16 protein-coding genes are annotated in these 13114 nt (G+C 64.1%); 9 read left to right on the top strand and 7 right to left on the bottom strand.

What is annotated here, in order from left to right; all coding sequences use genetic code 11:
- Positions 1-4: 4 nt before the first annotated feature.
- The gene (locus BHK69_RS26145; RefSeq protein WP_069692658.1) at positions 5-385 is read left to right on the top strand and encodes a response regulator; all 381 of its coding nucleotides are present in this window, start codon (positions 5-7) and stop codon (positions 383-385) included.
- A gap of 187 nt (positions 386-572) precedes the next feature.
- Here BHK69_RS26145 and BHK69_RS26150 read toward each other — a convergent pair whose 3' ends face one another.
- Entirely contained in the window at positions 573-1505 is a 933-nt protein-coding gene (locus BHK69_RS26150) for a LysR substrate-binding domain-containing protein (protein WP_069692659.1), read from the bottom strand.
- 90 nt (positions 1506-1595) lie between these two features.
- Between BHK69_RS26150 and BHK69_RS26155 the strand changes: the two genes are divergently transcribed.
- The 3 genes from BHK69_RS26155 to BHK69_RS26165 are packed head-to-tail and all read left to right on the top strand — an operon-like array spanning position 1596 to position 3630.
- A complete protein-coding gene (locus BHK69_RS26155; protein ID WP_069692660.1) occupies positions 1596-2498 on the top strand; it encodes a DMT family transporter in 903 nt (300 codons plus the stop codon).
- Positions 2499-2543: 45 nt separating this feature from the next.
- On the top strand, positions 2544-3098 hold the full coding sequence (locus BHK69_RS26160; RefSeq protein ID WP_069692661.1) for a DUF1697 domain-containing protein: 555 nt from the start codon (positions 2544-2546) through the stop codon (positions 3096-3098).
- Positions 3091-3630: a GNAT family N-acetyltransferase gene (locus BHK69_RS26165; protein WP_069692662.1), complete on the top strand. Its 540-nt coding sequence runs from the start codon at positions 3091-3093 to the stop codon at positions 3628-3630. Before BHK69_RS26160 ends, BHK69_RS26165 begins: the two co-directional genes overlap by 8 nt.
- A gap of 371 nt (positions 3631-4001) precedes the next feature.
- Here the strand turns inward: BHK69_RS26165 and BHK69_RS26170 are convergent, their stop codons facing one another.
- Together BHK69_RS26170 and BHK69_RS26175 are read right to left on the bottom strand one after the other, a co-directional pair.
- On the bottom strand, positions 4002-5282 hold the full coding sequence (locus tag BHK69_RS26170; RefSeq protein ID WP_148663595.1) for a PI-PLC domain-containing protein: 1281 nt from the start codon (positions 5280-5282) through the stop codon (positions 4002-4004).
- A gap of 316 nt (positions 5283-5598) precedes the next feature.
- Positions 5599-6156: a hypothetical protein gene (locus tag BHK69_RS26175; protein ID WP_069692664.1), complete on the bottom strand. Its 558-nt coding sequence runs from the start codon at positions 6154-6156 to the stop codon at positions 5599-5601.
- Between the two features lie 323 nt (positions 6157-6479).
- Here BHK69_RS26175 and BHK69_RS26180 point away from each other — a divergent pair, with 323 nt between their 5' ends.
- Positions 6480-6713: a GNAT family N-acetyltransferase gene (locus BHK69_RS26180; RefSeq protein WP_069692665.1), complete on the top strand. Its 234-nt coding sequence runs from the start codon at positions 6480-6482 to the stop codon at positions 6711-6713.
- 20 nt (positions 6714-6733) lie between these two features.
- On the opposite strand, the gene BHK69_RS26185 is transcribed toward BHK69_RS26180, so the two are convergent.
- Both BHK69_RS26185 and BHK69_RS26190 read right to left on the bottom strand, forming a co-directional pair.
- The gene (locus tag BHK69_RS26185) at positions 6734-6994 is read right to left on the bottom strand and encodes a hypothetical protein (RefSeq protein WP_069692666.1); all 261 of its coding nucleotides are present in this window, start codon (positions 6992-6994) and stop codon (positions 6734-6736) included.
- A gap of 8 nt (positions 6995-7002) precedes the next feature.
- Entirely contained in the window at positions 7003-8259 is a 1257-nt protein-coding gene (locus tag BHK69_RS26190; protein WP_069693977.1) for an SAM-dependent methyltransferase, read from the bottom strand.
- Between the two features lie 153 nt (positions 8260-8412).
- Between BHK69_RS26190 and BHK69_RS26195 the strand changes: the two genes are divergently transcribed.
- The 4 genes from BHK69_RS26195 (at position 8413) to BHK69_RS26210 (ending at position 11217) form a co-directional block, all read left to right on the top strand.
- On the top strand, positions 8413-8775 hold the full coding sequence (locus BHK69_RS26195; protein ID WP_069692667.1) for a PilZ domain-containing protein: 363 nt from the start codon (positions 8413-8415) through the stop codon (positions 8773-8775).
- 135 nt (positions 8776-8910) lie between these two features.
- A complete protein-coding gene (locus BHK69_RS26200; RefSeq protein WP_069692668.1) occupies positions 8911-9603 on the top strand; it encodes a class I SAM-dependent methyltransferase in 693 nt (230 codons plus the stop codon).
- A 101-nt stretch (positions 9604-9704) separates the two neighbouring features.
- Positions 9705-10361 carry a DsbA family protein gene (locus BHK69_RS26205; RefSeq protein ID WP_069692669.1) on the top strand — a complete coding sequence of 219 codons (657 nt, stop codon included), beginning with the start codon at positions 9705-9707 and terminating at the stop codon, positions 10359-10361.
- Positions 10362-10521: 160 nt separating this feature from the next.
- Entirely contained in the window at positions 10522-11217 is a 696-nt protein-coding gene (locus BHK69_RS26210; RefSeq protein WP_069692670.1) for an aspartate/glutamate racemase family protein, read from the top strand.
- Between the two features lie 143 nt (positions 11218-11360).
- Here the strand turns inward: BHK69_RS26210 and BHK69_RS26215 are convergent, their stop codons facing one another.
- Both BHK69_RS26215 and BHK69_RS26220 read right to left on the bottom strand, forming a co-directional pair.
- Entirely contained in the window at positions 11361-11783 is a 423-nt protein-coding gene (locus BHK69_RS26215; protein WP_069692671.1) for a GtrA family protein, read from the bottom strand.
- Between the two features lie 169 nt (positions 11784-11952).
- Positions 11953-13014 (bottom strand): class I SAM-dependent methyltransferase, encoded by a 1062-nt coding sequence (locus tag BHK69_RS26220; protein WP_069692672.1) that lies wholly within the window; start codon positions 13012-13014, stop codon positions 11953-11955.
- Between the last annotated feature and the right edge of the window lie 100 nt (positions 13015-13114).

Below are 13114 nucleotides of genomic sequence, written 5' to 3' on the forward strand. Positions count from 1 at the left end.
GACCATGACTGCAATTGTGCCCCTTCGGCTGTTTTATCTGGAGGATAATCCCCTCATCGCTTTTCATGTCGAAGCCATGATCGAAGACCTCGGTCATGTCTTCGCCGGCTCGTTGAGCAGCTTTGCGGAACTCAAAGCTTCGTTCAGCAAAATTGTAATGGACGGCGCATTGATCGATATCGATCTCGCCGACGGTGCCACAGGTCCTGAGGCGGCAAAATGGCTGTTGAACAAGGGAGTCCCGTCGATTTTTGTCACCGGCCAAACCGAGGTTGCCGCCAAACACGCGAGTATATCGTTGGGTATGATCGCAAAACCCGTTGCGATTGAAGACATGGCCGCCAAATTGGAACTGTTCAGGTCAGCTATCGGTTCGAAAGGCTGAGGTTCACGAATCTGGCCTTGGATGGCTTCTCAGCTGACATACGGTCTTGGCCTTACATCTGACGTCGCAGGATTTCCGGCAGATCGGCGCGGCGCGCCGTTGGCCAACGAGCAACCCGAAAACAAGCCTTCGCAAGGTCCGCTATGGGGCGAAAGCGGCAGTCAGAGCCGCAGCAAGGCGTCGCCCCTCACGCCGCCTTCGCCTCCATCTTCAGGAACCCTGCGAGCTTGCCGGCAGACAGCCCCGCCTCATTCGCGATCCGCAGCGCCAGCGCCAGTGCGGCCGGGCGCGGCTGGCCGAGCGGGCGGTCGAGCCAGTAGGAGACCGGGTTCAGTGCGGTGCGGGGGTCGACCATCGCGACCCGCCCCGCCTCGACCTGGGCATGCGCCAGAGGCGGGCGGGCAAGAGCCAGCCCAAGCCCGCAGGCGGCAGCGTCGAGCACGAGATTATAGTCCTCGAACCTTCGATCCTGCGGGCGGGGGCGATAATCCAGCCCATGGCTCGCAAACCAGGCACGCCAGCCGGCTGCATCCGAATCATGGATCAGCGGATGTGCCAGCAGGCGCTCCGGCCGGCCCTGCCCGATCGCCCGGGCGAGCTCCGGCGAGGCGATCGGATAGCACCATTCCTCGAAAAGCTGCACCGAGATGCGGCCGGGCGCGCCGCCGCGCCCGCAGCGAATGGCGAGGTCGATGCCCTCATCGTCGAGATCGACACGACGGTGGTCGACCTGCAGCACGATGCGCAGGGCCGGATTGCCGCTCTCGAGCTGGCGCATGCGCGGCATCAGCCAGAGGCTGCAGACGGAGGGCGTCGCGCTGAAGCGCACCACGGCCGCGCCACGCGCTTCGGTCCAGCGATCCGAGGTGTCGGCGATCAGCGAGAAGGCCTCCTGCGTGCGCTGGAGCAGGCGCTGGCCCTCCGGCGTCAGCGCCACGCCGCGCGCCTGCCGCTCGAAGACGCGCAGGCCCAGCCAATGCTCCAGCTTGGCCACCTGCCGGCTGACCGCACCATGGGTCAGGTTCAGCGCCTCCGCTGCAGCCGAGAAGCTGCCGGTGCGCGCCGCGGTCTCGAAAGCGCGCAGCGTATCGAGCGGAGGAAGGTTCGAGCTGTGATCCATTCTCACAGCTCGCCCTCGAATTCATCGTTTGTCAATCAGCTGGGGCAGGTATCTATGGCGGGTCATGCTCTCTCCTCGATGAGGTTCGCCATGACCGTTGCCTGCGCCGCAGCGCCGATCCCCGCCAAGTCCGCCTTCGACTCGACGACGCTGGGGCTGGCGATCTTCACGATCATCGCCTGGGCCTCGGCCTTCCCCGCGATCCGCGCCGCGCTTGGCGGCTTCGGGGCGCTCGAACTCGGCGCCGTGCGCTTCGCCATCGCCGCCGTGCCGGCCGCGCTGTTCCTTGCCGTCACCAGGCCAAAGCTGCCGGAATGGCGCGACGCCTGGCGCTTCGGCTTCGGCGGGCTCGTCTTCGTCGCGGGCTATACCGTGCTGCTCAATCTCGGCCAGCAGACTGTCTCGGCAGGCGCAGCAAGCTTCATCATCAACATCAACCCGATCATCACGGCAGCGCTCGCCATGCTGGTGCTGGGTGAGCGTTTCACCGGCAGCCAATGGCTCGGCAGCGCGATCTCGCTCGCCGGCGTCGGGGTGATTGCCTTCGGACAGAACGGCGCGGCGCTCGATCTCGGCATCGGCGTGCTGCTCGTGCTCGGCGCGGCTTTGTGCAACTCGCTCACCACCATCGTGCAGAAGCCGCTCTTCGCTCAGCACAAGCCGCTGACGGTGACGGCCTGGAACATGGTGGTCGGCGGCCTCCTGCTCTCGCCCTTCCTGCCCAGCGGCATCGCCCAGGCGCAGACGGCCTCGACAGCCAGCCTCTACGCCATGTTCTATCTCGCCATCGTGCCGAGCCTGATCACCTACGCGACCTGGACGACGCTGCTCTCGCGCCTGCCGGCGGGCCGCGCCTCGAACCTGCTCTATGCCGCCCCGCCGGTCTCGCTCCTGATCAGCTATCTCTGGCTCGGCGAAGTGCCCAGCCTGCTCGGCATTCTCGGCGGTGCGATGGCGCTGGGCGGCGTCGTCATCGTCAATCTGAAGCGCTGACGCCGCGCTTCCAACCCGGCGGCGGGGCTGCGATACTGCCCCGCCATGCCTGTGACGATATTCCTCCTGCGCGCCGTCAATCTCGGCGGCGCCAGCACCATCAAGATGGCGGCCCTGCGCGCGCTCTGCCCGCCGCTGGGCCTTCGCCATGCCGCGACCCTGCTGCAGAGCGGCAACCTCGTCGCCTCCCATGACGGCGAGGCGCGCGACACAATCGCCCTGAAGCTGGAAGAGGCGATCGCTGCCACGCATCCGATGCGCCCGCGCGTGATTGCCCGCAGCGAGGCCGAGCTGCAGGACATCCTGACGCATTCTCCGCTGCGGGCCGCAGAGCGCCAACCGAACTGGCTTCTGGTGATGCCGCTCGACGCGGCCCCGGCCAAAGGCGCAATCGACCACCTGCGCGCCTGGCATAAGGGGCCCGAGGAGATCGGCCTGCGCGGCCGTGACCTCTATCTGCACTACAGCGAGGGCATCGGCCGCTCGAAACTGACCAATGCCGTGATCGAAGGGCATCTCGGCGTGCAGGGCGCGGCGCGAAACTGGACGACACTGACGAAGCTCGCGGCGCTGGCCCAGGAGGTCGCCGGCCATGGCTGAGACTGAAGGCGACGTCACGATCAGGCAGGTCAGTGCCACTGACGCGGAAGCCTATCGGGCCTTGCGCCTCCAGGCGTTGCTTCAGGCGCCCGAGGCCTTTGGCGCGAGCCATGCCGACGAGGCGGCGCGCCCGCTCGCAGCCTTCATCGCGCGCATCACGCCTGCCCCGCCGAGCCTCGTCTTCGGGGCATTCGCGAAGGCGGAGCTGGTCGGCATGGCGGGTTTCCTCGCTGGGAACTCCGAGAAGAACCGGCATCGCGGCACGCTCTGGGGCGTCTATCTCGCACCGGACTGGCGCGGCCGCGGTATCGCCCGTGCTCTGGTCGAGGCGGTGAGAGCCCATGCGGCGCAGCATGTGCTGGTGCTGCAGGCGCGCGCCGTGACGACCAACAGCGTCGCACTGCGCCTCTATGAACAGCTTGGCTTCAAACCCTACGGCATCGAATCGAAGGCGCTACGCATCGACGGCGCGCTTTTCGACGAGGCGCTGCTGGCGCTGGATTTTTCGGAGGCCGAGCAGGTGGATGGCTGATCGAACGCTCAGCCCCATCCTGCCGCTTGGCAAAAACGGTACCGACTTTTGATGTTTACGGAAGATCTAATCCGTAAGGTTCATACTCACGACATCGTCAACTTCAAGCGGAAGGCGAGCCTCGACGAGAGTGGCTGTTCCAGCGGAGCTGGTCGGGATTGCTCAGCCAGAGCTGCTACGAATTGAGTGCGCTCTCGGAACAAATTGACCCGCCTGCACCTGCGCTCTCACCCAGCCTGCAGTGCCGCGAGTTGCAGCGCCTGTTCGCTGACGGCGAGACGATGGTCGGGAGGAAGTCCCGGATCCCAGGTGGGCTTCGGGAAGACCGCGCGCCGTTGCGCCGATCATGCGTGTCCCAGGCGCGCGAATGCTCATCCTTCGTTGTCGGATACGCTGAACTCGTCGGGAAACTCGAAATAGCGGAAATTGGACGCGATCATGAGCTGCGTGATGGTCATCGGCCCATAGGTGCTCGTCAGATAAGCCGTGTCCTCGAAATCGAACAACGACCAGCCGAGGCTACGCGGGCGCTTTTCGCCGGACTGCTGCCCGAAATAGCTGAGGATGAAACCGATGGTCTGGACCTTGAAAACAGCCGCCTGCGCGGCGGTGGCGAAGTTCACGAGAAGCTCACCGGATTCCGCATGGCCCATCGCCGCGAGCCAGATGCGAAACTTTTCCGCATCGTGGCTCGGGTACGGAAGAACCCACTGATACTGGTCCTGGATGTAGAGCGGAAACAGCCGCGTTGGCGGCCGCTCATCGAAATGCTGGCCGCTGGGATCCAGCTTAGGCGCCGGAATGGTTGGGCCAAAGCGCTCGTCGTCCAGCTCCGTCTCTTCGAGGCGATTCAGGAAATAGATCTTTCCGCGGACCTCCTTCAGCGTCGGCAATCCGCTGCTGATCAGTTTGGGAACGTCGTCGATCTGCGCGGCGAGAGCGTCATAAACCAGCCCTTTTTGCTTTTCGAAGCCGCCCCAATCCTCGATCTTGAGCATGGCGGCAACAAATTCGTCCGGATGTTCATCGAGGAACCGCATGATTTCGCCGAGCACGCTGGCGAAGAGATCGAAGTCTCCCCTGACGGGCCCCTTCCCGTGTGCCGTGCCGAAATAGAAGCCGCCAGCGTCCTGGAACACGGATAGGCGGATGTCGAGCAGGCGAATGCCGCTCATGAGCTGCTGGTAGATCGTGCGCTCATGACATGACCATGGATCCCAGAACCCGCCCGCGCCGACGGCGGCGCTGTCATGCGTGCCGGGAAGGTTGATGTCCGAGATGAGGATGCTCGGGGCCAGCCCACTCAGCCAGTCCGGCTGATCCGGTATGCGATAGGTCGTGCCGAACCATGGCTGCAGCCCGAAGGCATTCTTGTTGGAGTGGGTGATATTGAACATCTCGCGAATCGTTGCCGCTTCGGTCGTCACCGGAATGATCGGCGCGCCCGAACCGCGATATGCGATCGCCGGGCTTCCGACCCACCAGTTATTGCCGTCCGAGTTGCTGCCCTGGCCCGTATACAGGAGGATCGTATAGGGCGTCCTGTCATCGAAGTCGGGCGTCGCCGCAGCGCCGATATCGATGGTCACATAGAGACCGAAGAAGAAATTGAGCTCCCGCGGCACCCGGTCGCCAGCCGAGGGGTTGTACATATGGTCCTCGCCTTCGCATTCCGCGATGAACGCCTGGGCGATCGGGCTGGTCTTGTGGCGCCCGCAGACGACCGTGATCTCCCATGTGTAGCCGTTCTGGTTGATCTTGAGCGGCTGGCCGTCGGGGTCGGGGCCGGGCTGGCCGGCGCTGATCTGGAAGCTGTTGTTGACATATTGGACATTGAGGATCTTTGGGCTCGTCAGCGACACCATGTTGTCATGGGGCTCGACGCCTCCGACCGCTTCCGGATGCGATGCGCTCAAGACCTGTTCAGGCATGGGGGTGTCTCCTTCACTCGAAGGGAATAGTCGAAGGTCAGAACCAAGCGTTCAGTGCGAACCCGCTGTCGGTGTGCCATCCGAGCTCGAACACCTGGGCTGTCAGTCCGCTCGGCGAGATGAGCGGGAGCACCGCGCTTTTCCCGTCCGGCGCGGCGATCGCGCCGCCGCCGATCCACCAGTTGTTGGCGAGAAGCCAGCTACCCTGGCCGAGATAGATGTTGGTGTTGAACGTCTCGTCGCCAATCAGGAAGGTGACGACCACGCCGAAATAGAAATTGAGCTCCTCCGGCGATCGATCGCCGATTTTCTCCAGCTTGTAGAGATGATCCTCGCCGCCGCAGATATTCTTGAAGGACTGCGCGACCGGCCTGGTCTTCACCCGGGCGCCGGGCATGTTGAGCTTCCACGTGCCGCCTTCCGTGGGCTTTGGAATCTCAGGTTCCAGATCGTGTGGCATGCCGTCGGAAAAGACGAGCGACCCCTTGATGTAGACGATGTTCTGTATCGCTTCTGAGGAGAGCAGCACAATATTGTCGGGCAACGCGTCCGGCACGCTCGCATCTCCGCCCTGACGATGGTCGACATCGGTCATCGAGCCCTCCCACGACTTGAAAGAGGCATGCTGCGGCGCACACAACAGCCTTGGTTGCGGTTCCTCAGAGCGATAGCAAAGAAATCGGGAACGCCAGAATACAACAGGTCGCAAAGCACAAATCAAGCATAGAACATGGGCTTTTGGCCTTGTTTGCGGGCAATTGTGTTTTGAACATTTGTCCGGCTCAGGAAGATCCCTCTATGCCGAGTTTCCTCCCCTAGGGCGGACGCAGCAGTCCCGACGGCCTGCAGCCGCTCCACTGGCAGTAGGAGCAAAACAGGTTCCTCCATGGCCCCCGACAGGGCTTCGAGAGATCCTCTATGATCGAGGCCGTTCTTTCGACGGACGACGCAAAGCGGGTAGCAGAGTCACTACGTCGTCTGAGGCAAATCGGCCTAAGCGACGCTGCAAATACTGACGGCGTCGCGCTGCGCCTCTATGAACGCCTCGGCTTCAAGCCCTATGGCATCGAATCGAAGGCGCTGCGCATCGATGGCACGTTTTTCGACGAGGCGCTGCTGGCGCTGGATTTTTCGGAGGCGGCGCCCGACTGAGCGCCGCGTCGCCGTATCGATCAGCGCGTTCGACGCTCCAGCGCTTCGGCAAGCCAGACCACGGCCTTGCGCGCCGCGAGCAGGGCCTCGTCCTTGGTCTTGTAGCTCAGGCCGGAATAGTGCTGCACCGGCGTCCAGGCGCCGCCATCCTCGACGTCGCGCCGGAATTCCTCGAAGCCGAGGCTGCCATCCGGACGCGAGAAGCAATCGACGCAACGATCATGCTCGGCGTTCTCGACGCTGTCGAAGACGAGCCAGGACGGGTCGATGCGCCCAGACATATCCTTCTTCAGAATCCCCGCGCTTCTAGCGCCTTCTCGGCATCCGTGATGTAGTCGCGCACCACCGGCACCGCGCTCTTATGCGGGCCGAGCAGGAGCTGGAAGACCATGTCGCCGCCAATGTCGAAGGAGATCTCGCAGGCCGAGAGATAGAACTCCCACATCCGCGCGAAGCGCTCGCCCATCATCGTCACGACCTCCGGCCGATGGGCCATGAAGCGCTCGCGCCAGGCATGGAGCGTCCAGTGGTAGTGCCGCCGCCAGAACTCGCAATCCGACGACCACAGGCCTGTCTGCTCGACCGCAGCGAAGACCTCCGACATCGCCGGCGCGTAGCCGCCCGGGAAGATGTATTTGTCGAAGAACGGCCCGGTGAAGCCCGGCGGCCCGACGCGGCCGATGCAGTGCACCAGCGCAATGCCGTCCGGCGTCAGCAGGTCACGAATGGCCTCGAAATATTCAAGGTAATGCGCGACGCCGACATGCTCCATCATGCCGACCGAGACGACACGGTCGAAACTGCCCTTGAGTTCGCGATAGTCCTTGTTGATGAAAGTCACGGCATCACCGACGCCCGCCGCCTCGGCACGCTTCTGCGCGGCGGCCATCTGGTCGGGCGAGACGTTGAGCCCCGTCACCTTCGCGCCGCAGGCCTTGGCGAGATAGATCGCGAGCTCGCCCCAGCCCGAGCCGATATCGAGCACGGTCATGCCCGGCTCGATCTTCAGCTTGGCCGCGAGGTGGCGCAGCTTGGCCTTCTGTGCAGCTTCCAGCCCGACCTCGGGGCTGTGCCAATAGGCACAGGAATAGGTCATCGTCTCGTCGAGCCAGAGCTTATAGAACTCGGTCGGGATGTCGTAGTGGTGCTTGACCTTCTTGCCGGCGAGCCCGAGCGGATTGTGCATGCGCAAGCGCCGGATGCGGAAGCGGATATTGCGGACGACCTTCTGGATCGGGTGCTTGCGCAACTCCTTGCGCTGCATCCAGAACAGCGACAGCAGATCGTGGATCGACGAGCCGTCCTCGAAATCAATCCGGCCGTCCATATAGCCTTCGGCCAGCGCCATCTCCGGATTGAGGAAGATCTCGCGTTCGATCTTGTCGTCATGGAAGCGAACGGTGACGGCCGGCGCCGTCTTCATCTGGCCCGCGAACAGGATCTCGGCCGGCCCGGAGCCGAAGACATGGCGCTGGTTGTCAGGGGTTATCACGGTCAGCCGGCCGTGCCGGACGAAGCGCTTCAACAGCTTGGGTAGCAAAAACATCATCGCCCTCGGATTCGCTCGAAGCTTAGAGCCGGCGCCGCGCTTGGCAAGCCGCGCGCCCTCGCCGCCTCGCGGAGGCGCTGCCTCCAGCCTCGCGCAACCCCACTGGATCAGGTTCTCGGGCCGAAGCGCAACGGCAAGAAGGCAACGCGCATGGAAAAACGAAGCTCGAAGCGCTCGCGCTCGCGCCTGCGCTCGGCGAAGCTGTTCGACGCCTCGCAGCGTTTCCTCGTCGAGTGTCGCATCATCGACCTGTCGCCGAGCGGTGCCCGGTTGAAGCCGGAGAGCGACCGGCCGTTGCCGCTTGAGCTTTTCTATCACGACGACGACAAAATCTTCGCGCCGGCCGCCCTCATCTGGATCAAGAAGCGCGAGATCGGCATCCGCTTTCTCGACGAGGTCACAGCCGAGGACAAGGCGGAGGCCCCCGAGACTCCCGAAGCGGAGTTGCGAAACGCTTCGCCATCGGCCGAGAGCCGGATGATGTCAGATGGAACACGAAGTGATCCCATCTGACATCTGAATCCGTCTCTCATCCCGGAGTGAGAGCGGGATCAATGCGAAAAACCGGTTTCCACTTTTCCGCATCCTGCTCTAGTCGTGGCGGGACCGGCCGCAGGAGGCTGCCGGCAAGCGGCGAACGGCGAGACCATGTCCTGGCGCGATTTCTGGAACGGCGAGCATTCCATCTACGTTTCGCCGCGCCACAAGGCGCTGCATTACCGGCAGATCGCCAGGGATCTGGTCGGGCAGATCCCGGCCTCCGACGCCGTCGTGCTCGACCATGGCTGTGGCGAGGCCTTGAGCGCCGACCTTGTCGCCGCCGCCTGCGGCAAGCTCTATCTCTGCGAGGCGGCGCCGAACGTCCGCGAACGGCTGCGCGCGATGTTTGGACGCATCGGTCATCTCGCCGTGGTCTCGCCGGAGGAGGTCGAGGCGCTGCCGGAGGCAACGCTCGACCTCGTCGTGGCGAATTCGCTGATCCAGTATCTCAGCCGCGAGGAGCTCGTTGCCCTGCTGCGCACCTGGCTCGCCAAGCTCAAGCCGGGCGGCAAGCTCGTCATCGCCGATGTGATCCCGCCCGATGTCAGCCCGCTCACCGACGCCTCGCAACTCCTGGCCTTCGCCTGGCGCGGCGGGTTTCTGGCGGCAGCGCTGGCCGGCCTCGTGCGCACCGCCTTTTCCGACTACCGCAAGCTCAGGGCGCAATACGGGCTCTCGACCTATGCGGCGGAGCAGATCACGGCGCTGATCGCGCAGGCCGGTTTCGAGGCCATCGCGCCGGCCAGGAATTTCGGCCACAATCCACACCGTATGACCTTCGAGGCGAGGCGTCCCGGCTGATAGGTTCGTACAAAACGATCCGTCGTTTTCGGCCGCGTTAAACGAATGCAGCCGACATGCCATCTGAACGGCATGGCGGTTCCGACAGAGGCGAACCTGCGATGATCCAGCTCGACTACCTATTCGATCCGCTCTGCGGCTGGTGCTACGGGGCCACGCCGATGATCGCGACGCTGGCGGACCATGGCGAGATCGCCCTGCGACTGGTGCCGACCGGGCTGTTCGCCGGTTCGGGCGTGCGACGCATGGACGAGGCCTTCGCGGCCTATGCCTGGTCGAGCGACCAGCGCATCGCGCAAATGACCGGGCAGAGCTTCACCGAGGCCTATCGCAGGCAAGTGCTCACTGTAGCGGACCATCTCCTCGATTCAGGCCCGGCCTCGCTGGCGCTGACAACGGTTGCGCGGCATGCACCCGAGCGCGAGCGGGAGACGCTCCGGGCGATCCAGGAGGCACGCTATGTCGAGGGGCAGGACATCACAGCCCTGCCGGTTCTCCTCGGCATCCTGGAGCGGCTCGACCTGCCCGCTGCTGCGGCCGAACTCGCCGACCCCAGCGACGAACTGCTCGCGGCCGACGAGGCGCGCATGACGGAGGGCCGCACCCTGATGGCCGCGCATCACGCCAGCGGCGTCCCGGCGCTCATTCGGCACGATGGCGATGAAACGAAGCTGCTGCGCCTGGACGCACTCTTTGGAGACTTCACCGCCTTCCTCGGCCAGCTCGGCCTGGCCCAGCCGGATAAAGCGACCTCCTGAGCACTGGAGCAGTTTCCGATCCCATTGGATCGTTCACTGCTCTAGATCCTTGTTTTAACGCGTTTTCTTCGCGCGAACCGGTATCCACTTCGCTCGAAAACGCTCTGGCTCGCCGCCGCAGGAAACGCGCCCCAGGATTTGGACATTAAGGACATATCCCATGCATATCGGTTTGATCGGGGGCATCGGCGTTGCGGCGACGGTGGTCTACTACCAGCGCCTGACGGCTGCCGCCGCGGCGCTCGGCGTCGCAAAGCTTGAGCTTACGATCGCCCATGGCGAGATTCAGGAACTGATCCGCAACAATCTCGCCGACCGCAGGGCCGAGCAGGCACAGGCGTTCCTTCCGCTTGTCACACGCTTGAAGGACGCAGGCTGCGATTGCGTCGCTCTGTCATCGCTGGGGGCGCATTTCTGTCTGGATGAGCTGGCAGCCTTGTCGCCCTTGCCGATCGTCTCCGCCGTCGCTCCGCTCGACGCCTATTTCGTTGAACAGGGCATCAAGCGGATCGGCCTTCTCGGAACGCGGGTCGTCATGCGCACACGCCTTTACGGCCAGCTCGCTCGCACGGACGCCATGGCATTGGACGACGAGATCGAGCGTCTCGGGCAAACCTACCAGGACGTTGCGGTCGCCGGCACATGCTCAACCTCGCAGCGCGAGCTGTTCCTCGACGCAGGCAGGCGCATGACCGCGGCCGGAGCTGACGCGATCGTTCTCGCCGGAACCGACCTCAATCTGGCTTTCGATGGGCAGAACCCGGGGTATACGGTCATCGACGCGCTGAATATCCACGTCGCGCTGCTCGCGAATCTGGCTTCGGGACGTCAGTCCTTGAGCGATATCCCATCATAGTGCCGAGGGCATTCGCGCTTTCGAACACAACCAACCGTGACGGACTTGCCAGCCGTGCAGGACTTGCCAGCCGTGCAGGACTTGCCAGCCGTGACAGGCTTGGCGGTTCGTAGGCCAAGATGCGTTGACGCGCCTTTCGCCCCCTACTCCGCCCGGTCGGCGAAGCTGAAGAACTTGTGCCCGAGGAACGAGAACACCATCACGATCCCCGTGGTGACAAGCTGCATCGGCAGATAGGGCAAGCCGAGCTTGCCGACGAAGAGCTGCATCAGCACGCCGGTCAGGACGAAGCCTCCGGCTGCGATCAATGCGAAACGCCAGGTCGCCTGGGCGTGGCTGTGGGTCGCGTCAAAGGTCAGCCAACGATTCAGCGTGTAGGAGACGATGGCGCCGAGCACGAAGCCCGCCAGCGTCGCCGGCACCGGATCGACATGGCCGAGCTCGACCAGGCCGATCAATAGCGCGTAATGCGCCACGGCCGTGATACCGCCGGCGAAGACATAAGCGATGAGCTGGCGGGACCGGCGCGGGTACTGCTTGAAAGGCGGGTACTGCTTGAAAGACATGCCGGGCCTTTAAAGCATCGGCCCGAAAAGTGGGATGCGGTTTTCGAAAAAAGCCGCCGCATCATCGAGGAGCAACCGCATCGGGCCAGATGGTCTATCTGATCCGATGCGGTTACCCGGCATGCCGAAGACGAGTTTACGAGCCCGCCGCGTGTTTGGCCTCACGCGCTCAGGCGCGGACCTCGAAGACCATGTTGAACGGCGTCTCGGTCGCGCGGCGGAAGCGGGTGAAGCCGGCGTCGAGCGCCACCCTCCGCAGCCGCATCTCGCCGGCCTGGGCGCCGAGCCCGAGGCCGACCTCCTGCGACAGCGAAGCCGGCGTGCAGATCATCGTCGATGCCCCGTAGAAGATCCGCCCGACCGGATTGAGGTTGTCCTTGAGCTGGTCATGGGCGAAAGGCTCGACGATCATCCAGGTGCCATCATCGGCAAGCGTTTCCTTGACGTGACGGCCAGCCCCAGCGGGGTCACCCATGTCGTGCAGGCAATCGAACATCGCGACGAGATCGTAGCCCCGCGCCGGATAGGTCTTGGCCGAGGCCTGCTCGAAGACGACCCGGTCCTCGACCCCCGCCTTGGTCGCAGCCTCCCGTGCCCGGTCGATCGACGGACCGTGGTAATCGAAGCCGAAGAAATACGAATTCGGGTAGGCCTGCGCCATCAGCACGGTCGAAGCGCCATGGCCGCAGCCGACATCGGCGACGCGGGCACCCTTTTCGAGCTTGGCTTTGACCCCGTCGAGCGCCGGGATCCAGCTGTTGTTGAGGTTGCTGTTGTAGCCGGGCCGGAAAAAGCGCTCCGTGCCGCGGAACAGGCATTTGCTGTGCTCGTGCCAGCCCACGCCGGCGCCGGTCCGAAAGGCATCGGCGATTTTTGGCTCGTCGAGCCACATCGCCCGAACGATCTCGAAGGCGCCGGCGAAGAAGGCGGGGCTGCCCTCCTCCGCAAACGCCATCGCCTGTTCGGCGGAGAGGCTGAAACTGTCGGTGTCGGCGTCGTAGTCGATATATTCGGCAGCCGCCTGCGCCGAGAGCCACTCCCGGACATAGCGCTCCTTGAAGCCGGTCTTGGCGGCGAGGTCCTCGGCGGTCATCGGCTTGCCGTCCGCCATCGCCTTGTAGAGGCCGAGCTGGTCGCCGAGGACGACGAGCGCGCCGGTTACCGACGCTCCGACATCACCAACCAGACGTCCGACAAGCGCATCGAGTTTCTGAGGGTCGGCTTCACGCATGGCCATGCTCCTCTGGATAGGGCGTAGCCGGCTCTGACGCGAACCGGCTCGACGCCATCGCGGAAGCAGCGACGCTATACCCCCCATAGACCGAGTCAAT

It is taken from the genome of Bosea vaviloviae, assembly GCF_001741865.1.
GTDB lineage: Bacteria > Pseudomonadota > Alphaproteobacteria > Rhizobiales > Beijerinckiaceae > Allobosea > Allobosea vaviloviae.